The sequence below is a fragment of the Pseudokordiimonas caeni genome, assembly GCF_026719705.1.
Classification (GTDB): Bacteria; Pseudomonadota; Alphaproteobacteria; order Sphingomonadales; family Kordiimonadaceae; genus Gimibacter; species Gimibacter caeni.
The window spans coordinates 325473-347321 of record NZ_JAPPRR010000003.1; the positions used below are offsets into that span (position 1 = coordinate 325473).

Sequence of the window (21849 nt, forward strand, 5' to 3'; positions counted from 1 at the left end):
CCCATGACCCGTAACCGCACCGCGTGGCTGGCCGGGGCGGCGCTTGTCGTCGCCGCCGGGCTTGGCGCGCTTTACCAGTATCGCATCTACATCCCCGGTATCCTTGACAGGATCAGCGACCCGATTGCTGATAACCAGCCGGTGGTTTGGGAAAAAGGCCCGACGCCGACCGGCGAGAAAGGCCCGCCCAACATCATTGTCGTTCTGGTGGATGATCTGGGCATCAACGATATCTCGACCTTTGGCGGCGGCGTTGCGGACGGTGCCGTGCAGACACCGAGTATCGATGCCATCGCGGCCGAAGGCGCGACCTTCACGTCGGGCTATGCCGGGAACGCTACCTGCGCCCCGTCACGTGCGGCGATCATGACAGGGCGGTTTGCAACCCGCTTCGGATTTGAGTTCACGCCCGCGCCCGTGCCATTCCACCGGCTGCTCGGCTCCTTCGACTATGGCCCACAGCAGGCCGTTTACCACGCTGACCGCGAGGCCGACACGATCCCGCTGGATGATCAGGGACTGCCGAGCGAGGAAATCACCGTCGCCGAGCTGTTGCAGCAGAAGGGCTATCGCACCCTGTTCCTTGGCAAATGGCATCTGGGTGGGGCCGAGAAGTTCCGGCCGCACAATCAGGGCTTTGACGAATGGCTGGGCTTCATGCCCGGTGCTGCGATGTTCCTGCCGAAAGATGACCCCGATGTGGTCAATTCGGTGCATGATTTTGACCCCATCGACCGATTCCTCTGGGCGAACCTGACCTACGCGGTCAGCCACAATGGCGGGCAACGCTTCCATCCGGACAGCTACATGACCGACTATCTGGCCGATCAGGCCGCGGCAGCGATCGAGGCCAATGCCGGGCGCCCCTTCTTCATGTATCTGGCGCTGAATGCCCCGCACACGCCGCTGCAGGCGCTGAAGTCGGATTATGACGCCCTGTCCGGCATCGCTGATCACCGCCTGCGCGTTTACGGCGCCATGATCCGCGCCGTGGACCGTGCCGTCGGCAAGGTCGAGGCGGCACTCGATAAGGCAGGCATTGCCGACAACACGATGGTGATCTTCACGAGCGATAATGGCGGGGCGAGCTATATCGGCTTCCCCGATATCAACAAGCCCTACAGGGGCTGGAAGGCCAGCTTCTTTGAAGGCGGTATCCGGGTGCCGATGCTGGTTTCGTGGCCGGATCGCATCCCCGCGGGCGTTGTGATTGATGAGCCCGCCGCCCATGTCGATATCTTCGCGACGGCTGCCGCCGCGGCCGGAGCACCGCTCCCGACTGACCGGCAGATCGACGGGCAGGACATGCTGGCGCGGATCGCCAATCCCGATGCCCCGCCCGCCGACCGCGCTCTTTTCTGGCGGTCTGATCATTACCGTGTGCTGCTGCACAAGGGCTGGAAACTGCAGGTATCGGAGCTGCCGAAAAAGACCTGGCTTTTCAACCTGAATGAAGACCCGACCGAACAGGTCAATCTGGCGGATCGCGAGCCCGAACGGCTCACCGCAATGCGGGCGGCCCTTGATGCCCTGAACGCCGAGCAGGCCGCGCCGATCTGGCCGAGCCTTGTCGCCCCGCCCGTCTATATCGACAAGAATATCCTCGAGAAAAAAACGCCCGAGGATGACTATGTGAACTGGGCGAACTGACATGCAACGACCGAAAGTATGGCTCCGCCGTCAGGTATATCGCTTGCTGACCAGCAGCAGGCGTCGCGCGTTCCGGCACTGGTCAGCCGAAAGGCGCCGTCGGCGGGAAGGTGCAGCCCACCGCATCGCTTATTTCCACCGGTTCGGGGACCCGACCAGCGCCCTGATGGTTGGCCTCGTGGCGGCGCTCAGGGAACGGTACGATATCGAAGTCGACCTGATGCCGGTGGACGCACCCGAGCTAGCCGTGGCACCGGAGCCTGAAAGGTTGACCGCCTATGCCCGGCTGGATGCCGCAAGGCTTGCCCGCAAGTTCGGGCTCGATTTCACCGATCCGGGCCACGCGCCCGATGCGGCCCTGATGGCCCGCGCGACGGCCATTCTGGTGGCCGCCCTGTCCGGGCCTGATCCGCTCGCCGCCGCTGCCGCCCTTGATAGGGCGGTATGGGCCGACGACACGGCAGCCCTTGACGAACTCGCGCACCGTCACGGCGAAGCGAGCCCGGAGGCAGCGGCAATGGCCGTGGCTGAAGGGACCGAACGCCGCAACGGGCTCGGCCATTTTCAGGCGGGCAGCATCCATTATGGCGGCGAATGGTATTGGGGTGCGGACCGGCTGCATTATCTGGAAGCCCGGCTGGACAGCTTGAAGGTACGGCGGCAGGGTCGGGAAGCCGCGGCACCGTTCGCCCCCGCCCTTCTGGAAACGCAGGCGCAGGGGGATGCGCGCGGGGTGGTGCTCGAAATCTATCCGTCGCTGCGCAGCCCTTACACATGGATCGCGATGGAGCGTGCCTTCGCACTTGCCGAGCGATGGGGTGCGACGCCCGAAATCCGTTTCGTGCTGCCAATGGTGATGCGCAACCTGCCGGTGCCGCCGCGCAAGGGCCGTTATTTCCTCGTGGACACCAAACGGGAAGCCGAAAGGCTCGGCCTGCCGTTCGGGAATATCTGTGATCCGGTGGGCCGCCCGACCGAGCGTGGCCTTGCCGTGCTGCATCATGCCATCCCGGCAGGCAGGGGGCAGGCCTTCCTGATCAGCTTCCTGAAAGGGGTTTGGGCCGAAGGCATCGACGCGGGATCGGACACCGGCCTCAAGCGGATTGCCGCTCGCGCCGGGATCAGCTGGCCCGCGGTGGAAGCCGCCCTCGCCGACGATAGCTGGCGCAAGGTAGCGGAAGCAAACCGGGCGCGGCTTCTGTCGCTCGGTCTTTGGGGCGTGCCGTCCTTCCATGTCGGCGATCTCGCCGTCTGGGGGCAGGACCGGCTGTGGCTCGTGGAAGAAGAACTCGCCCGGATCGCGGCGAAAGGGGAGGGCAAGGCATGAAGATGGGCAGGCTGATCATCGGTATCGTTGCCGTGGCCGTGGTGGCGGGCGCGGTGTTCCATCACTACCGCGCGCCGATCGCTGACCGGCTTTATGCGAAACAGGTGAAGGAACGCATGGGGCGTGACCATCTGGCGGGCCTTAAGGACGGCCTGCATGCGGCCTTCTGCGGGACGGGATCGCCGCTCCCCGATCCCACACGCGCCCCGGCCTGCACCCTCGTGATCGCCGGAACGCATCTTTTTGTGGTGGATTCAGGGGCGGGCAGCACGGCCAACATACTGATGATGGGACTTCCTGCCGGACGGATCGAGGCGGCGTTCCTGACCCATTATCACTCCGATCATATCGGCGGCCTTGGTGACCTTGCCATGCAGCGCTGGGTCGGCACGGGCAACACGGCACCCTTGCCCGTTTACGGCCCGGAGGGGGTAGAAGGCGTAGTCGAAGGCTTCAACAAGGCCTATGCGCTGGACGATATCTACCGTCCGGCTCATCACGGCGAAGATATCGTGCCGCCATCGGGCGCGGGGATGGTGGCGCGGTCTTTCACCTTGCAGGGCACGGCGCCGGCCATCGTGTATGATGCCGGTGGCCTCACCGTTCATGCCGTGCTCGTGGACCATGATCCGATAAAGCCTGCTGTCGCCTACCGCTTCGATTATGGCGGCCGGTCGCTGGTTATCAGCGGTGATCTTGACGCCAAAAACTCTGCGGGCTTCAAGGCCGTAGCGGCAGGGGCGGACCTCCTGATTGTCGAGGCGCTGCAGCCGAAGCTGGTGGCGCATCTGACCGAGGGCGCGGAGGCGGCTGGCAACACACGGCTCGCCAAGATCACCCGCGATATCCTTGACTATCACACAACCCCTGAAGAGGCCGCAGACGCGGCAACAGTGGCAGGGGCGAGGGCGCTGGTCCTGAGCCATGTGGTGCCTGCGCTGCCCTCCAAAATCCTGTATCCGGCATTTGTAGGGGAGGCGGGTGCGCACTTCGGTGGCACGATCCGCGTGGCCGAAGATGGCATGGCGGTCTCGCTGCCCGCTGGAAGCACTGAGGTGACCTTCAAGGACTGGTTCTGACCACCAACAGAAACGGCGCCCGGATCAATCGCGGGCGCCGTTTCTGAATTTCTGAGCCCGGAATTATTGCCCGGCGTTTGCAAGCGCCGCGGCGATCCCGGCCCACGATACCAGTTTGAAATTCTGGCGGGCATCGGGGTCGGTATTCAGGCCGTCCTGCGCCACGAACAGGCCTGCGGGGAAGGCATCACCGAGGGCCGCTGACGTGACTTCCAGCCCGTCGGTTTCCGAGGTGCCATCCACCTTGCCGTCAGCGCTTGCCGTTACGTGGAACGAACCCACATAGGCGTGCGGGGCCTTGCGGTCGAAAAGCGCGTAGCTGTTGTTGCCCTGGCTCGAGACCACGATATAGCCCTCGCCGTTGCCAGCGTCATAAAGTGCCACACCTTCAAGGTCGTCCTTGAGGACAGCCATGCCCGCAACCGCTGCGATCACGCTGCGCTCGTTACCGGCGTCCGGTTCGGCCTTGTAGGCATAAAGCGCGACATCTTCCTCGTTGACGTAAAGCATGCCGGTTTCATCGTCCGCCACACAGCCTTCGGCGGTGCTGCCCACAGCGAAGGTGCGCACTTCTTGCAGCTTCACCTTGCCTGCGCTGCCTGCGGTCACTTCCCACTGTTTGTAGCTGCCGTCCTTGTCGTTCGCGATGACATAGGATTTGCCCGACGTGCGGCTGGTGTAGAGGCAGAGGCCATAGGGGTCGGCAAAGCCGGTGGCCTGTACGCCGTCGGCGGCGTCCGCCATCATGCCGGTTGCAGGGTCAAGCGAGAGGAGCGTGATGCTCTGGTCCGTGCGGTTGGTGGCAGCGACGAGCGTGATGATGGCATCGCCGACCGTCACACCCGGGCGCAGGTCCACATTGTTCAGGCGGCCGAGCGGCAGGAACTGGTGCACCGAGCCATCCAGACGGTAGCTATAGAGCCCGCCCTTCTTGTTGGTGCCAAGCACAAGGCTCGCCGAGGCATCAGCCGGGTTCACCCAGATGGCCGGATCGTCAGCCGCGTCGTCGCCCGCTTCCACGGGCGCGGTCTCAACCACCGCCGGCACGCCGACACCGGGGTCGACGGCAAAATGGTTATGCTCGTCTTCCGGCATGCAAGCACTGGCGAGCCCGGCAAGGAGGGCTGCGGTTGCCAGATCGATCATCGTCTGTTTCGAAAACATTATCTTCCCCTTGAGGATAAGGCTGCGCCACCCCCCGAGCGTTGCAGGGGGTGGCGTAACTCTTCAGATCATAAACAGCTTAGAAGGTGGCGCGCACGCCGAACTTGGCCGTCCATTTATATTCTTCGAACTGCAGCAGGCGGTCAGCTCCCGGCCCCTTGCGGTAGGCCGTGTATTTCGCATTGTTGAGGTTCACGAGCTCGGCAAAGAGCTGGACATCATCCATGATCTCATACTTGGCACTGACGTCGATCTGGAAGTGATCCTTCACATACCGGTCTTCTTCCGGATCTCCGCCCAGTTCATCGAGATATTCGTCACGGTAGGTACCGGCCACACGCAGGCTCAGGCGGTCCTTCTCGTAACCGAGCACCATGTTGAAGGTGTGCTTCGAAGCGGCCGGCAGCGAGATCGTGCGGTCCAGCACGTCACCCTCGGCGTCCGTATAGGTATAGTTGATGTTGGTCAACAGCCCGTCGAACGGCGCCGGCAGCATGGTGAAGGCCTGCTGGTACGAGAATTCGAAGCCCTTGACCTTCGCCTTGTCGCCGTTGATGCGGATCAGCGCTTCGTCGGCATAAACGCCGTTGAAGGTGACTTCCTCAAACTCGGCATCCACGATGAAGTCCTTGATCGACTTGTAGAAGATGCCGGCGGTGATGCCTGCGTTCTTGTCGAAATAATATTCGGCGCTGGCGTCGAAATTCCAGGCTTTGTAGGGCTTCAGGTCGGGGTTGCCGAACTCGCCTTCACGCTCGTTCTCGTCGTTTTCTTCGACAAGGAAACGCGGCGCCATCTGGCCGAAGTTCGGGCGAACAACCGACTTGTAGGCACCAAGGCGCAGGACGACGTCTTCCGATGCATTGGCGCGGATGTTCAGGCTCGGCAGCCAGTCGGTATATTCATTCTTGAAGGAGACGGGCGTGACGAAGACGGTATCTTCCTCAAGCGGCACGCCGTCTACGACAGCGCCTTCCTCGATCATTTCGAGGACATTGCCGGTCAGCGTCGTCTTGGTGCGTTCGACGCGCACGCCACCGATCACGCGGATCGTTTCATTGTCGAAGCGGCCCATCAGGTAACCGGCGAGAATGTTTTCCTTGGCCGAATAATCGGCTTCGGCCGAGGCGGCGTCGGTGTCGAACTGGTTGAGCTCAAAGGCGCCATAGCCGCTGGCGTCAAGGAACGAGCGCCATGCATCGGTGCCGATGGTCGGCTCGATATCGGCAAGGCTGTAGCTCTGCTGGCCAGCAACATCGGCGAGCGTCAGGTCGCCGTCGTAACCGTCGAACACATCGATATTTGCGTCATAGCGCTTCTTGCGGAAGCGCGGCTTGACACCGGCTTGCAGGTCGAACTCGCCGCTATCCAGCACGAAGGTGCGCTTCATGTCGATCTTGAAGCCATATTCGCGGTCTTTCGAATCCGAGAGCGTGGTGCGTTCCAGTTCGTCGAACTCGTAGGACGAGGCGTCGGTGAAGAGGTCGCCGCCATTCAGGATCGAATAGGTCGGGCGTTGCAGGTTCGAATAATCGAACATCACGCCAAGCTGGCCTGGATCTTCCCAGCTGGATTTGAAGACAACAGGGTCAACCGAGCCGTTTTCCTTCTCGGAAGCTTCCGAATAGCTGCCTTCATATTTGAATTCCCACGGGCCGCTGACCGTTTTCCCGCCTGCGGTGAAGGAGGCGATCTTCTGGACCTCGAAGCGATCCTTCAGGTCACGCTCGACTTCGATCTCGCCGTCATCCGACAGGAAGGTTGCGGTGTTGCCGCTGACGGCCGATGGTTCCTCATTCACCTGAATGGTCAGGCGGCGGCGGAATTCCTGGTCAGCGAAGCGGCTGTAAAGGCCACGGGCGAAAAGGGTGGTGTCGTCGCTTGCCTTGAAATCGAGCGAGAGGGTGGCGCCGATGCGTTCGCGGTTGACGTCATAGTCGCGGTATTCAAGCGTTTCGGCATAGGCCGCGCCGTCGTCGGTTTCTTCCCAGTCGTCCATCTCGACGTTATCGGTGGAAAACTTGCGCTTGTAATAGCTGATACCGCCCGCGATGCCGAAACGTTCGCCAACACGGGTCGCGAAATCAACGCTGCCCTTGGGGGTCGCGGTGTCGCGCAGGTCGTTGTAGGAACCTTCGGCCTTTACGGTCACGAAGGGCTTTTCACGGTCGAACGCACTTGTCGTATTGATCTCGATCGAGGCGCCGATCGTGTCGCCGTCCATGTCGGGGGTCAGCGATTTCTTCACTTCGATCGATTCAATCAGTTCCGACGGGATCACATCAAGGGCGACCGAGCGCACATCGGATTCGGGCGCCGGTACGCGGCTGCCGTTGATCGAGGCGGCGTTGAGGTTCGGGTCAAGGCCGCGAACTGAAACGAAGCGGCCCTCGCCCTGATCGTTGAGGATGTTGAGGCCCGGCGCACGGCGCAGCGATTCCGCTACGTTCTGGTCGGGGAACTGGCCCATGGCGTCGCGGGTCAGCACGCTGTCGACCGTGTCGGAGGCGCGTTGGCGGGCGAGCGAGGACAGGAGGTTGGCGCGCTGGCCAACAACGAGGATCTCTTCACGCACATCGCCGTTGCTGGCGGCGGCAAGCGTCACCTGCACCGAAACGTCGCCGCTTTCGCTGACGGTGATCTGCTGCGTTTCTTCACCTGCGCCGGCGTAGCGTACGCGCACGGTGTAAGTGCCGGCCGGAACGTCCACGAAGCGGAAGGTGCCATCGCTTGCGGTGTTCGTCACACGGCGCAGTTCAACGATGGTGACTTGTGCTGCCTGCAGGGCGCTGGTGCCTGAGGCATCGATGACTTTCCCGGTGACCGTACCGGCAAGGACGGCGGGGGTGGCAACGATGGCGGTGGTCAAAGCCGTGGCGGCAAGCCAGGCGCGACGACGCGACATAATCTTCGACATGATGGATGGGCTCCCTGATATATAGTTGGGCGGAGGATCGATTGATCCTCCGCCTTCGGGAGCGACCGTCACCGCGTCAGGTTGCGGTCAGATTTCAGTCCTGTGAATTATTTGTGAACGCTATCAGGCGTTTGCCAGCCATGGTCGCGGGCGAAGGCCCGGAAGAGATCGAGCCAGCCCGCAACCGGCAGGCCGGCCGCCTTGCGCAGGCCAAAACCGTGGCCGCCCTTTTCGAAAAGATGGGTTTCAACCGGCACGCCCTGCGCCACAAGTGCGGCGCGCAACATCAGGCTGTTTTCCACCGGCACGGCCTCGTCATTTTCCGCATGCAAGAGGAAGACTGGCGGAACCTTTGCAGTTACATGAAACTGCGGTGAATGTGCTTCTTCCTGTGCCTTCGTCGCATCGTCCCCGATCAGGAAATGGCGCGAGCCCATGTGGGCGTCCGGGGCGCTCATCGAAACAACCGGATAGATGGGGGCCGCGAACAGCGGCCTCGCCGACTGCTCGTCAGCCGCATCAACCGGGGCATAGACTTGTGCGTCGAAGCGCGTGGCGAGATCAGCGCAAAGATGCCCGCCAGCCGAGAAGCCCATGGCGGCGACCCGCTCAGGATCGATCCCGTAGCTTGCTGCCCGCGCGCGGATCAGCCGCATGGCGCGCTGCGCATCGGCAAGCGGCACATCCGAACGATTTTCCCAGCCTTCGCCGGGCAGGCGGTAGAACAGCACGAAGACGGTGACGCCTTCCTTGGAAAGCTCGCGGGCGACCTCATAGCCTTCCTTGTCGACAACCACATGCTTGTAGCCGCCGCCGGGCGTGATCAGGAGCGCATCGCCGTTCGGCACCTTGGGACGGAAGACCACCATGCGCGGCACGCTGATGCCCTTCACGGCCCGGTCGCTGATCCCGGCTTCCACGCTGCGCTCGTCCACCGCTTCGGTGAGGCCGGCGGGGATGCCCAGGGCGCCCACCGGCCACAGGTCGATTGTCTCTATGGGGTCAGGCGTGGCGGTCGGCATCGCGTCCGATGTCGTGGGCGCAGCGGTCTGTGCACTCACAGTCGGGGTGAATACCAACGCGAGGCAAAGGGCGAGCGGGCGAAGATATTGCTCAATCGTCATGGAGGGCCTCATAGGTGAAGTTGCGGAACCGGGCCTCGCCCTTGCCGGCGGCATAGAAGGCGGGCCTGAGGCTCAGGAAATCATAGGCCACATTATGATGATAGCCGGAGACTTCCATCTGCACGTCGAACTTTTCCCATGTGCGGCCGCCATTCTGGCTCGTGTGGATCGTCAGGATATTCTGGCGGTTCGTGAGGCGTAGGCGCATGGCGCGGACGGGCTTGGCTGGTTTGCCGGGGTCGCGTTGGCCCGGGATGGCGCCGCGCGGGCGGCTGAGGCCATAGCGGTGCATCATGAAACCATCGGGCCCGAGCCCGAGCCCCGCATAAAGGCGCCGGTTATAGAAAAGGAGCAAGCCCGCTTCGGTCGCATTGTCAATCTCCAGATCGATCTCGATCCGGTAGGACTGGTCCCCGCAGATGCAAGTGATGGGGGCGCAGTCGGCAGGCGAGGTACCCTTGGCCTTGAGGGCAAGGCTGCGGTCGCCATAACGCACGCGGCTCATCTCGTCCGGTGCCGGGTCATAGAAGGCCCACTGAACGCCGAAGCGGTTTTCCGAGAAATCATCGCTGAGCGGCATGCCGTGCGGCTGGGGGCCAAGGTCGACCGGCTTTTTGATCGGCGATGACAGGTCGTCGCCAAGCGGTTTGATCCAGCCGTCGGCTGTCCATTCCACGGGCTCGAGGAGTGTCTGGCGACCGAGTGTCCAGTAGCCGTTCTCATAACCGTGATAGATCATCCACCAGTTGCCGTCCGGCCCTTCGAAGATGGTGGCATGCCCGCGCGACCACCATTTCTCGGCAGCGCTTTCGGTACGGATCACCGGATTGTTGGGTGCGTCTTCCCACGGCCCGTCGAGTGACTTGGAGCGCGCCATGATCACCATATGCCCGGTCGGCGGGCCGGCGGTGCCGCCAACGGCGGTGACGACATAGTAATAGTCGCCGCGTTTCATCAGCTTCGGGCCTTCGGGGGCGAAGGTCTCGACCACCCAGTCACTCGGATAGCGCCAGGGCTCGTAAACATGTTCAACCTCGCCGACGGTGGCGAGGCCATCGGGGGTGAGCTTCACGCGGTCGCCGCCGGACAGGAACAGGTAGCGTGTGCCGTCTTCGGCAACCGCATGGCCGGGATCGATATGCTTGTGCAGTTTCAGGTCGATGGGGTCCGACCACGGGCCTTCGATACTGTCGGCATGGATCACATAGATCGAACGGTAATCGGGGAAACGCGCCGGGATATAGCAGTAATAGCGGCCGTCATGCTTGATCAGGTCCGGCGCCCATACAGATCCGATGGGCTTGGTGAGCGCGGCCGTCAGCGGCGTCCAGTTCACAAGGTCGCGGCTGTGCCAGATCAGGATGCCGGGATAGCTGTCGAAGCTGGAGAAGGTCAGATAATAATCCTCGCCGTCCTTCAGGATCGCGGGATCGGGATGGTCGCCCGCAAAGACGGGATTCAGGAAGGTGCCGTTGCCGAGGTCGGCCTTGCGCTGCCCTTCGAAACCTTTGCCCCAGCGCATGTCCGCGTACGGGTCCAGCGACGATATGGCGCGCGAGCCCTGCGCGAAGGCAGTGCCGCCCATCAGGCTGGCGGGCATCAGTGCGAGGGCGGTGCCGCCCATCAGGAATTTCAGCAAAGTCCGGCGTTCGATCGACATGACGGGGAAACACTCCTTTCCGGTTCCATTCTATGGCCGGTTGGCCAGAAAAAAGAAGGCCGGGGTGCACCGTGCGTTGCACCCCGGCCGTGGCCCCTCTGGAGGGAAAAACCTGAGGGGGGAGGGATCTGGGTTACAGTTTGTAACGGACGCCAAGCATGAACACGCGACCATAGTGGTTGTATTCGTAGTTCCGCTGCTCATAGAGGTCGGTGTAGCGGTCGCGATAGTCGTCGGTGAGGTTGATACCCTCAAGCGAGACCTCGAGGCCGTCCATGATCTCGTAGCGGATCGAGGCGTCGACATTCATCGAGCTGTTGTAGCCCTCGAAGATGTTATTCGTGGCGCTGGTGCCATCAAGATAGCCGCTACGGTAGGCGACCGAGACACGGGCCGAGAACTTGTCGTCTTCATAATAGAGCGTACCGTTGGCTGCCTTCTTCGACAGGCCGAGCAGCGGCTCGGTATAGATGTTGCCGCCGATCTCGTAATCCACGTCGCTGTCCACGAGGGTCAGGTTGAGGATCGTGCCGAAGTTCGACCAGACACCCGGCAGGAAGGTGAAGGGGGTCTGAACCGAGAATTCGACACCTTTCACGTTGGCGCCGGGGCCATCGCCGGTCGAACGGATTTCCCACGGACGACCTTCCGGGTTGGCAGCAGCCGGTGAGCCCGGATCGATCAGCGACAGCGGCAGGCCGGTCGAGGCATAGGTGCCGGTTGTCGTGGTGCTGATCGGGAAGCTCTTGATGTCCTTCTTGAAGAGGGCGACCGAAGCGATCGCGTCGTCCATGAAGTACCATTCGAACGCCAGGTCATAGTTCGTGGCGCGGTAAGGCGTCAGGAACGGGTTGCCCGAGGTGACGCGGTAGTTGAAGCCGTCAACCGAACCGCCAGGGGTAAGGCTGCCGAGGGTCGGGCGGGTGATCACCTTGGCTACAGCGGCACGGATCGCAAATTCCGGCGTCGGGAAGATGGCGATGTTTGCCGAGGGCAGCCAGTCGTCATAGGTGCGTTCCACTGTCACTTCGGTGCCGTTATTGAAGCCGGTCGACGACTGCTTGGTGTGGGCGTAGCGCATGCCGGCATTTGCCGAAATGGCCATTTCGCCCATTTCGCCGGTCAGGTTGGCTTGCAGGAAGCCGCCCTTCACAGTTTCGATCACACCGCGATCTTCCGCCTGACGCAGGACTGCCTCGCGGCCGTAAAGATCGATCAGGTCAGCGGCCGCTGCCATGTTCGGCACAACCCAGCTGTTGGTGTTGCCCGAAGGCTGACCAGCATCGCCAAGCTCGAACGTGTCAGCGAGGTCAGCGGTGACCGGAGCGCCGTAGGTGCCATCGGCGCAGGTGAAGGCCGAGCAATAGGTGCTATCGCGGCGATAGCCGACGGTATCGAAGCTGAAGCGGCGGTACATGGCGCCACCGACAAGCTGGATATTGTCGTTCACGTCCCATTCGGCATCGAGCGCGAGGTTGCGGAACTTGTTCGTCAAGAAGGACGGACGATCGCGGAATTCAGCGAACTGGAAGGCGGTCGGATCGTCGATGCCAGGACCGAACGAGAGGACCGGGGTCTTCATGTTCGAATAGTCGTAGCTGTAACCCGTGGTGTCGCGGTCATCGAAGATGATCGTGGTTTCAAGCGGGATATCGGCGTCCGACTGCGAGAAGCCGCCGAGAAGCTCGATGCGGAACGTATCGGTAATGTCCTGCTCCAGCTTGGCCGAAAGCTGATGAAACTCGGTCGAGCTGTCGCGGCGGTAATCTTCGATCCGCACCCATGCGTTGTCGACCGTGGCGGCAATCATGTTGGTGCCTTCGATCACATAGTCGCGGATGTCCATGGTGCCTTCGTTGCCACGGAACAGCACTTCGCCCCATTTCTCGGTCCGGGTCTCTTTGAACTTCGAGTAAAGGCCATCGATCGAGATTTGGGTGGCTTCCGAAGGTGCGAACTGGATCGACGCGGTGGCGCCGAGACGCTGACGGTCATGGCCGACTTCACCATAGCGCGGAATACGCGGGTGGAAGGCCTCGGCAACCTCGTCGCAAGCCGCACTTGCTTCTGCGCAGGATTCGCCGCCGACCGAACGGAAGCGGGCTTGCTGCCAGCGTACGCTGTTGTTGCCCATCTCAAGGGTTTCATAGTCCGAGAAGGCGAGCGACGCGGAAATGCCGAAGGTTTTCTCGTCATTCACCCAGGCGCCGAGAGCGGCGATGCGGGGCGAAAGGTCTTCGCTGAGGTCATTGTATTGGGCCTTGGCCGAAGCCACGAGCGTCGTGCCTTCCTTGTAGGAAAGCGGATTGCCCGTGTTCAGATCGACAACAGCGCCGAGCGAGCCTTCATCAAGGGAGGCTTCAGCGGTTTTGCGAACGACGATCGAGTTGAACAGTTCAGACGCGAACACGTTGAAGTCAAAGGCGCGATCGCGGTTGGCCGATGCGCCATCGGTGGAGGTCGTGATCGTCTCCATCCCGTTCAGGCGAACGCGGGTGAACTGCGCGCCAAGGCCGCGAACCGTGATCGAACGGCCTTCGCCTGCGTCACGCTGGATCGAGATGCCCGGTACGCGCTGCAGCGATTCGGCAAGGTTCTGATCCGGGAATTTGGCGATATCCTCGGCCACGATGGCATCCACTGCCGAGGTCGAGTTTTTCTTCACATTGATGGCAGCTGTCAGCGACTGGCGGAAACCGGTCACGACGATCTCGTCGAGAACATCAAGCTCTTCTTCTGCTGCGCCTGCCGTGTCCTGGGCCATTGCGGCGCCGCTGATGGCAACGCTGATCAAGGACGCTGCTGCAAGCAGCTTCGTCATGCGCAAATGAACGGCTGCACTGCCGGAAATCTTTTCCATGGTGTCTCCCCTTCCAACCGCCTCCCCGGCGGTACTCCCTGTTTATGCCACCGGTTACCTAGTGGCGCAAAATAATGCGGCATTCAAACGAGGCCTCCAGCTTGGCTGGCAGGCCGATTCTATGCCGCTCGAGATTTCACACATTGCCCAATCGGGCCACTCTCCCCAACAACCGGTATCGCGGATGTCTGGCCCCTCAGCCGTCTGTCCCGTATGGTAACCGGTGTCATTGTTAGCTTGCTACCATAAGACCAATCTGTCAAGTCCCTAACGCAAACTCGTTTGAAACCGCCTCAACTGCCCGGCTGGATATAGGGCGCACGGGCGAAAAGCTCCCGTTCGAAGCGGCGTGGATCGTTCTCGGCACGGGTGTCGAGGCCGAAACGCATGGTCGCCCGTTCGGGCAATTCGTAATGAGGCCACTCAGGCAGTCCGGCGTGATTGGGGTCACCGGAGCGGGCCAGTGCCACAAAGGCGCCCATCATCCGGTCGCTCAGTTTCCACTGGGCTTCCCCGGTGCCGGAATAGGATCCCTCGGCCGCCAGCGTACCGAACACGAACGGAATATCGTCGGTGTGGGCTGCCTTGCGCAAGGGATCGACCGGCGAATCATGGTCCAGCTGGTAAACCCAGGTGCGTTTGGCGCCAGCGGAGGCGCGGGCGTCTGCCTCGATCACCTGACCCGGCCAGCTGCGCCCGGCGGTCGTCGCCCGGTAGAAAAGCTCCACCGGGCCCCAGTCGGGGAATTCCCCGCGGTAGGATTTGACGATCCAGTCGGGATCGAGATCGATCTTCAATTCGGGCCGCATCCGTGCGGCGATATTACCCCAATCGAGCCCTTTGAGCTTGTCGCCGCGCGGGTCGATGAAGGCGCGGGTTTCCTCGCGTGTGTTGCCAAGGATCATCGGGATATCGGTCGATTGCGGGTTCGCGTCCGGCCAGAAAGGATGACGGGTCAGCCATTTCATATCGAGAACCGGTCCGAAATAGAGGCTGCCGCCAAGGATCGGGTCATGGGCCTGCAGCCCCTCGACCAGTTTCTCGATCGGGATGTCCAGAAGGCTCGCGAACTGCTCGTCCGAAAGGCCAAGGGTCGAGAGATAGGCGCGCGTGCGGGCTACCGCATTGCCGGGGCCAGAAGCTGTCACCTGCTGGCCGCTCATGGTCGCGGCTGTGTGGAACAGCCCCTTCGCGGCGGGCATGCCCATCAGGGTGGCGATCTTGGCGCCGCCGCCTGACTGGCCGAAAACCATAACGCGCGTGGGGTCGCCCCCGAAGGCCGCGATATTACGCCGGACCCACTGAAGGCCAAGGATCAGGTCAAACTGGCCGAGGTTGCCGCTGTCGGCAAAGCGTTTGTCGAACTCGGCGAGATAAAGGTAACCCAGTGCATTGAGCCGGTGGTTGATGGTCACCACCACCACATCGCCGCCCGCTGCCAGATGCTGGCCGTGGGTCAGGGGATCGGTCACTGTGCCGTTCGAATAGGCTCCGCCGTGGAAATAAACCAAGACAGGGCGCTTGGCGCGCGGGTGGGCTTCTGGCGTCCACACATTCAGGAACAGGCAATCTTCGCTAGTCGGCTCACTGCCCGCCCGGCGCTGTGGGCAGATCGGTGCGAAGGCCTGTGCACTCTGGACACTATTCCAGGGCTTTGCCGCAACGGGTGCGCGGAAGCGATAGCGCGCTGTGTCTTCGCCGTAGCGGATGCCCTTGAAGGCGAGCACGCCATTTTCGCGGATGCCCCGGACGCGCCCTTCGGCGGTATCGACTTCCGGGTCGCCGGCGGCGAACGCGCGGCCGCGTGCGGCCACAAAGGGCAGGGCAGCGGCGCCCGCCAGCAGGTGACGGCGGCTTATCGGGAACCTAGCGCCGGACATCGAGTCCACCCACTTCGAAAGCGGCAAGGTCGGCACGGGTGAAGAGGCTGGCATCGCCCGGCAGGCTGTGTTTCAGCGCGGTGAGTGCGAGGCCTGCCTGAACTGTCTGTTCAAGCGGCTGGCCGTCAAGTAGCCCGTGCAGCACGCCGGCGGCGAAGGCATCGCCCGCGCCGATCCTGTCGACAATGCCCGAAATCTCGATCTCGTCGGTTTGTTCGAACGTGTCGGGTGTGTCGATCCGGGCGGCAATCCGGTTGCTGTCGGCGCCGTCCGCCTGCCGGGCGGTGGAGGCGATATATTTGAGACGCGGGAAGGCACCGAAGGCAGCCTCGGCTGCTTCGCGCCGCCGCGCCGGGCCGTCGCCCGAGAAGGGCTCGTCCAGAAGCAGCGAAATATCCCGGTGGTTGCCGAACAGGATGTCGGTGAGGCTGACGAGCTTCGTCAGGATCTCGCGCGGTTTGCTGTCCCACGCTTCCCATAGGCGGGCGCGGTAATTGCCATCGAACGAAACGGTCAGGCCCTTTGCCGTGGCCGCCTCTGCCGCCGCGATGGCCGCCGCTGCCGGGCCGTGCCCGAGGGCCGGCGTGATGCCCGAAAGATGCAGGCGGGCGCAGCCGTCAAGAAGGCTGTCCCAGTTCCAGCTTGCGGGATCGGCGGCTGCGAAGGCGGAGCCCGCGCGGTCGTAAACGACTTCAGAGGCGCGCCAGCCAGCGCCGACCGTCAGAAAATACAGTCCCATGCGGCCGTCAGCGGCACTGACGGTGGAACAATCCACCCCATGTTTGCGGATTTCGCCACGGGCGGCGCGGCCGAGCGGGTTATCCGCCACGCGGCTTATCATGCGGGTATCATGGCCGAGCGAGGCGAGCCCGACGGCAACATTCGCTTCCGCCCCGCCCACATGGACGGAAAGGGAAGGGGATTGCAGCAGAAGCTCGTTTCCCGGTGTGGTGAGCCGCAACAGCAGCTCCCCGAAAAAGGCGGTCTTTTCAGCCATGATGCCCTTACCCTAGCGTGCGAGCCAGCCGCCGTCGACGGCAAGGATATGGCCCTGCACATAGTCCGACGCGCGGGAGGCCAGGAACACGGCGGCCCCGCCCATGTCGTCAGGACTGCCCCAACGGCCGGATGGGATGCGCTCCATGATCTGGCGGTTGCGGCTTTCGTCTGCCTGAAGGGCCGCCGTGTTGTTGGTGGCGATATAGCCGGGCGCGATGGCATTCACATTGATGCCCTTCGATGCCCACTCGTTCGCCAGAAGTTTCGTCAACCCGCCGATCCCGGATTTGGAGGCCGTATAGCTCGGCACCCGGATACCGCCCTGGAAGGTCAGCATCGAGGCGATGTTGATGATCTTGCCGCCACCATGCGCGACCATATGGCGCGCCGCTGCTTGGGCTAGGAAGAAGACGGACTTCAGGTTGGTGTCCATCACCGCGTCCCAGTCTTCTTCCGTGAAATCGAGCGAATCGTTGCGGCGGATGATCCCGGCATTGTTGACAAGGATATCGAGCCCGCCGAGCTTTTCGATCGTCTCGTCCACCACGCGGCCCACGGGGTCGATGGTTGAAAGATCGGCCGAGATGACTTCGGCGCGGCGACCAAGGGCACGGGCTTTCTCGACGGTTTCGGTGGCGGGCGTGCGCCCGACAGCGGCGATGTCGGCGCCAGCTGCGGCAAGGGCCAGGGCGATGCCCTGACCGATGCCGGTGTTGGCGCCCGTGATGACGGCAACTTTGCCGGCCAGATCAAACGGATGGCTCATCGGATCACTTCAGCTGACAGATATCGAGGACATTCATGTCGGTATAGTCGAGGTTCTCCCCGCCCATCGCCCAGATGAAGGCATAGGACTTGGTGCCCGAACCCATGTGGATAGACCACGGCGGGCTGATCACGGCCTCTTCCTTCTGGATCACGATATGGCGCATGTCGTCTGGCTCGCCCATGTAATGGAACACGCGGTCGCCGCCCTGCAGGTCGAAATAGAGATAAATCTCGCTGCGACGGTCATGCAGGTGCGGCGGCATGGTGTTCCATACGCTGCCGGTTTCCAGAACCGTGAGGCCGAGAAGCAGTTGCGCGCTTTCGCAGACGCCGGGGATCACCAGCTGATAGATGGTGCGGTGGTTCGAATTCTCGAGGTCGCCGCGCTCCAGCGGGTTCGCTTCGGCGAGGGTGATCTTCTTGATCGGGCAGGCCTTGTGGGCCGGCAGCGACACGATATAGAAGCGCGCGCCATTGCCTTCAAAGGTCACATCCTTCGAACCCATAGGCACATAGAGGCATTCCTTGTTGTCGAGATCAAAGGCCTGGCCATCAACCGTGACCTTGCCTTTGGTGCCGATGTTGACCACACCCATTTCGCGGCGCTCTAGGAACGGATGGCCGGCCGCACTTTTTGGCTCGGTCTGGGCGGGCAGGGGCAGCACTTTGCCTGCCGGCACGGCCCCGCCGATTACGAAGCGTTCATTGTGGCTGTAGTTGAGGACGATCTCGCCCTCCTCGAACATGCCGGTGACGAGATAGCGGTCGCGCAGCTCGTCATTGGTGGCGCAGTCCATCATGTCGGGATGCGTCGCATAGAAGGTTTTCTGGAACATGGTCTCTCCTTCGTGGGCTGGCGGTGGGCGCTCAGGCCAACCAGCCGGCTTCTCTGGCGGTCAATGGACATGGGGAACGGCCCGGCAACCGGGTCAGCATAACCTTTCTGACGGGCAAAAACACGGATGCCACCCCTCAGCGGCATGCGTTTGACCATCCCCTCTCGCTGAAAAAGGTAACCGGTGTCAAAATGGATTGCAAGGCTGATATGGGAATGAATGGCCCAATGCAGCCTGATCGGGTGAGTCCTTCACACGATCGATAAGATGAAACCCGCAGGAAACCGCCGCAAGATCGGGAAAATGCGTGAAATTTCGCTGCCCTCTTGAAAATGACACCGGTTTCCTTTATGCCATCTTCCGGAGTGGGAGAGATTTCTGAGCACCGAGGGGGCAGTATGTCGCACGTCGAAGAGCGCGATCAATTCAGCTCGATTGCAAAAGCTTTCGTGGACGCACGCCATGCGGCCCGCGGCCTTCCGGCCTATCCGGGCGCCCAGCCCGATACGCTGGCGGAGGCATATGCCATCCAGGATATCGCCATTGGCCTCTTCGGTGGCCGAGTCGGTGGCTGGAAACTGGGGCGTATCCATCCACCGCAATCCGAGCGGCTGGGGGCAACGCGCCTCGCCGGCCCGATTTTCACCGACCGCATCGTCGCCGCGCCAGCCGTGGGCAAGCTTGATATGAGCATTTTCCCCGATGGCTTCGGCGCCGCCGAGGCTGAGGTTCTTCTCGAGATTGGCGAAGCACCGGATCCGGCCCGCCTGCACTGGACCCTTGATGCCGCCAGGGCACTTGTGAAATCGGTGCGTGTCGGGATCGAGATTGCATCCTCGCCGCTGCCGACGATCAATGATCTCGGTGCCGCGGTCACGGCTTCCGATTTTGGCAACAACAACGGCCTCGTGCTTGGCCCCGAAGTGCCGGACTGGCAGCGCCGGGACCTGATCGGCATGCCGGTATCCTTTGCGATCAACGGTCAGGTGATCGGTGAGGCCAGCATGGCCACGATGCTTGATGGCCCGTTTGGATCGGTTCGTTTCCTCCTTGAACTGATGGCGCGCCGCGGTCGCCGGATCGAGCCGGGCACCTGGGTATCGGCGGGGGCCATTACCGGCGTTCACAATGTGAAGCCGGGTGACGAGGTTGAAACCGTGTTCGATAACGAGTTCCGTGTGGGCTGCCGGATCACAGCGGCCAAGGCCGAGTGATGCGCGCACTGGCTGCCATCCTGCTTCTCGCAGCGGGCAGCTTGCCCGGTGCTGCAGGGGAGCTGACAACCCGCACCGAAAGTGACGGCGTCTGGGTGCTGGAAGACGGCGCCCCCCTCCTCTTTTTCCACGGCGCCCCCATGCCTGGTGGGGCGCCTGCCGAACGCGGCACCTATCTCCATCCGATCCTGACGCCTTCGGGTACGGCGCTCACGCTGAATGCGCCCGAAGATCATCCGCATCATCGGGGATTGTTCTGGGCCTGGCATCAGGTCGTCAAGGGCGGCGTCAAGGTCGCTGACGGCTGGGACATGAAGGGTATCGACTGGGTGGTTGACCGGCTGGACGCGACCGTTACGGGCGATGCCGTGCGGCTGAGCGTCGAGCTGCGCTGGATGCTGAAGGGCGGCACCGCGCTGATCCGCGAAGAAGATCATTTCACCATCCATGCGACCCACGACGGCGTGCGCCGGATGGACGCGGAAGTTCGCCTCAAGGCGTTGTTGCCGGGGGTGGCGATTGGTGGCAGCGACAATGACCGCGGCTATGGTGGCCCCTCGTGGCGGTTGCCCGATGCGCCCCTCCTGTCGTTTGAAAGCGGGCAGGGTGCGGTGAAAGCCGAAATGAATGCGGTGACTGCATCCGGCTGGATGCAGTTCGAGCATTCTGACTGGACAGCGTTGATGACCTGCGCCGTGGACGGCGTGCCCGTCACCCGCTGGATCCTCAGGAACGAGCTGAGCATGCAGAATTGCGCATGGCCGGGCCGGCAGACAGTGCCCGTGCCGGGTGACCGGGATATCGTGCTCGAATCCCGTTTTCTGTGGCAGGATGGCGCGCCGGATGCTGCGTGGGGCAGCGCCCGGCAGGCCGCAATCTCAAGGGATTGAAGCTTTTCACCCTTCTGGCGGGACTTGGGGGTTGCGCCGAAAGGAAACCGGTGTCATTTTGAATGACAGGGAGAGAGACAGCAGGAAAACCGTGAGGTGATCCGGCTGGAAGAGGGAGTTTCTGGATGTCAGTAACCAGTGTTATCGGGCGCCCGCTTGTTGCGGCTGCCTTCGTGTTTTCATCGATCATTGCCGCGCTGCCGGCCGCGACCGCCGCTGAAAGCGCCGAGCTTGCCTTTCCGGGTGCTGTTGGCTGGGCCAAGCATACGCCGGGCGGGCGGGGTGGCCAGATCATCCGGGTGACCAACCTCAATACCGATGGCCCCGGCTCGTTCGCCGAAGCCGTGCAAACCAAGGGCCCGCGCATCATCGTATTTGAGGTGGGCGGTGTGATTGATCTGGGGCAGAAAACCCTGCGCGTTGAGGAACCCTATCTCACCATCGCCGGCCAGACGGCGCCGTCGCCGGGCATCACGCTCGTCAAGGGCGGCATCGATATCACCACCCACGATGTGATCGTGCGTCACCTTCGTGTGCGCCCCGGCTGGGCCGGTGCCGAACAGTTCAGCGGCGTGGATTTCGACAGTATCTCGAATTTTGGCGCCTCGAATGTGATTGTCGACCATTGCACGCTCACGTGGGCGACGGACGAAAACCTTTCCGCCTCGGGCAAGCGCTTCATCGGCGATACGCCCGATGAATGGCGCAAGAATGCCTCGCACAGCATCACCTTCTCGAACAATATCATCGCGGAAGGGCTGGCCAATGCCACGCATGCTAAGTTCGAGCATTCGAAAGGGTCGCTCATTCACGACAATGTCGCGAACGTGCTGATCTACCGGAACCTTTACGCCCACAATTATGAACGCAACCCGCACCTCAAGGGCGGGGTTCACGCAGCTGTTGTGAACAATATCATCTATGACCCCGGCCAGCGCGCCATCCATTACAATCTGATGGAGGAAGAATGGCGGGGTTATGAATATCAGGACGGACTCCTGAGCGCCGTCGGCAACGTTATGCGGGCAGGCCCGTCCACGGCGCCCAAAATCGCCTTCCTGATGATCGGAGGCTACGGCGACCTGCGCTACTATGGCAAGGACAACGTGGCGGTAGACCGGATCGGTGAACCGCTGCCGATGATCGGCCGCTACACCATGTCGTCCGCCAAGGTCATCGAAGTGAAAAAGCCGCCTGTCTGGCCCGAAGGGCTTGAGGTGATGCCGACCGATGAACTGGAGCGCAGTGTGCTCGCAGATGTCGGCGCCCGCCCGTGGGACCGTGATGTACAGGACCGCCGCATCATCATGAATGCCGGCGAAGGTCGCGGCAAGATCATCGACCGCGAAACCGAGGTTGGCGGCTATCCGGTGATGCCGGAGACCCGTCGCCCGTTCAATCCTGATGACTGGGATCTCGCCACCATGGAGCCGAAAAACCCGGCTGTACTCGATCACAGCTACACTGCGAAGGGCACCTGA

At 62.4% G+C, this 21849-nt stretch carries 15 protein-coding genes; 6 read left to right on the plus strand and 9 right to left on the minus strand.

Annotated features, from left to right (window positions below; translation table 11 throughout):
- Nucleotides 1-3 precede the first annotated feature (3 nt).
- From OU694_RS14740 to OU694_RS14750, 3 genes are read left to right on the plus strand one after another with little or no spacing between them, the layout of a single operon-like run.
- The gene (locus tag OU694_RS14740) at nt 4-1650 is read left to right on the plus strand and encodes a sulfatase-like hydrolase/transferase (RefSeq protein ID WP_308911773.1); all 1647 of its coding nucleotides are present in this window, start codon (nt 4-6) and stop codon (nt 1648-1650) included.
- 1 nt (nt 1651) lies between these two features.
- The gene (locus tag OU694_RS14745; protein ID WP_308911774.1) at nt 1652-2977 is read left to right on the plus strand and encodes a DsbA family protein; all 1326 of its coding nucleotides are present in this window, start codon (nt 1652-1654) and stop codon (nt 2975-2977) included.
- The gene (locus OU694_RS14750; protein ID WP_308911775.1) at nt 2974-4056 is read left to right on the plus strand and encodes an MBL fold metallo-hydrolase; all 1083 of its coding nucleotides are present in this window, start codon (nt 2974-2976) and stop codon (nt 4054-4056) included. The genes OU694_RS14745 and OU694_RS14750 overlap by 4 nt, the downstream gene beginning before the upstream one ends.
- A 63-nt stretch (nt 4057-4119) precedes the next feature.
- On the opposite strand, the gene OU694_RS14755 is transcribed toward OU694_RS14750, so the two are convergent.
- The 9 genes from OU694_RS14755 to kduI form a co-directional block, all read right to left on the minus strand.
- The gene (locus tag OU694_RS14755; protein WP_308911776.1) at nt 4120-5220 is read right to left on the minus strand and encodes a phytase; all 1101 of its coding nucleotides are present in this window, start codon (nt 5218-5220) and stop codon (nt 4120-4122) included.
- Nucleotides 5221-5299: 79 nt separating this feature from the next.
- The gene (locus OU694_RS14760) at nt 5300-8137 is read right to left on the minus strand and encodes a TonB-dependent receptor (protein ID WP_308911777.1); all 2838 of its coding nucleotides are present in this window, start codon (nt 8135-8137) and stop codon (nt 5300-5302) included.
- A 107-nt stretch (nt 8138-8244) separates the two neighbouring features.
- A complete protein-coding gene (locus OU694_RS14765; RefSeq protein ID WP_308911778.1) occupies nt 8245-9261 on the minus strand; it encodes an alpha/beta hydrolase in 1017 nt (338 codons plus the stop codon).
- Nucleotides 9251-10921: a family 43 glycosylhydrolase gene (locus OU694_RS14770; RefSeq protein WP_308911779.1), complete on the minus strand. Its 1671-nt coding sequence runs from the start codon at nt 10919-10921 to the stop codon at nt 9251-9253. The genes OU694_RS14765 and OU694_RS14770 overlap by 11 nt, the downstream gene beginning before the upstream one ends.
- Before the next feature lie 133 nt (nt 10922-11054).
- The gene (locus OU694_RS14775) at nt 11055-13781 is read right to left on the minus strand and encodes a TonB-dependent receptor (protein ID WP_308911780.1); all 2727 of its coding nucleotides are present in this window, start codon (nt 13779-13781) and stop codon (nt 11055-11057) included.
- Nucleotides 13782-14074: 293 nt separating this feature from the next.
- Entirely contained in the window at nt 14075-15661 is a 1587-nt protein-coding gene (locus OU694_RS14780) for a carboxylesterase/lipase family protein (RefSeq protein ID WP_308911781.1), read from the minus strand.
- Nucleotides 15648-16658 (minus strand): sugar kinase, encoded by a 1011-nt coding sequence (locus OU694_RS14785; protein WP_308911782.1) that lies wholly within the window; start codon nt 16656-16658, stop codon nt 15648-15650. The genes OU694_RS14780 and OU694_RS14785 overlap by 14 nt, the downstream gene beginning before the upstream one ends.
- A gap of 12 nt (nt 16659-16670) precedes the next feature.
- On the minus strand, nt 16671-17426 hold the full coding sequence (gene kduD, locus OU694_RS14790) for a 2-dehydro-3-deoxy-D-gluconate 5-dehydrogenase KduD (protein WP_308911783.1): 756 nt from the start codon (nt 17424-17426) through the stop codon (nt 16671-16673).
- Nucleotides 17427-17430: 4 nt separating this feature from the next.
- Entirely contained in the window at nt 17431-18264 is an 834-nt protein-coding gene (gene kduI, locus OU694_RS14795) for a 5-dehydro-4-deoxy-D-glucuronate isomerase (RefSeq protein ID WP_308911784.1), read from the minus strand.
- A gap of 398 nt (nt 18265-18662) precedes the next feature.
- Here kduI and OU694_RS14800 point away from each other — a divergent pair, with 398 nt between their 5' ends.
- The 3 genes from OU694_RS14800 (at nt 18663) to OU694_RS14810 (ending at nt 21849) form a co-directional block, all read left to right on the plus strand.
- The gene (locus tag OU694_RS14800; RefSeq protein WP_308911785.1) at nt 18663-19478 is read left to right on the plus strand and encodes a 2-keto-4-pentenoate hydratase; all 816 of its coding nucleotides are present in this window, start codon (nt 18663-18665) and stop codon (nt 19476-19478) included.
- Nucleotides 19478-20368 carry a DUF6807 family protein gene (locus OU694_RS14805; RefSeq protein ID WP_308911786.1) on the plus strand — a complete coding sequence of 297 codons (891 nt, stop codon included), beginning with the start codon at nt 19478-19480 and terminating at the stop codon, nt 20366-20368. The genes OU694_RS14800 and OU694_RS14805 overlap by 1 nt, the downstream gene beginning before the upstream one ends.
- Before the next feature lie 125 nt (nt 20369-20493).
- A complete protein-coding gene (locus tag OU694_RS14810) occupies nt 20494-21849 on the plus strand; it encodes a pectate lyase family protein (protein WP_308911787.1) in 1356 nt (451 codons plus the stop codon).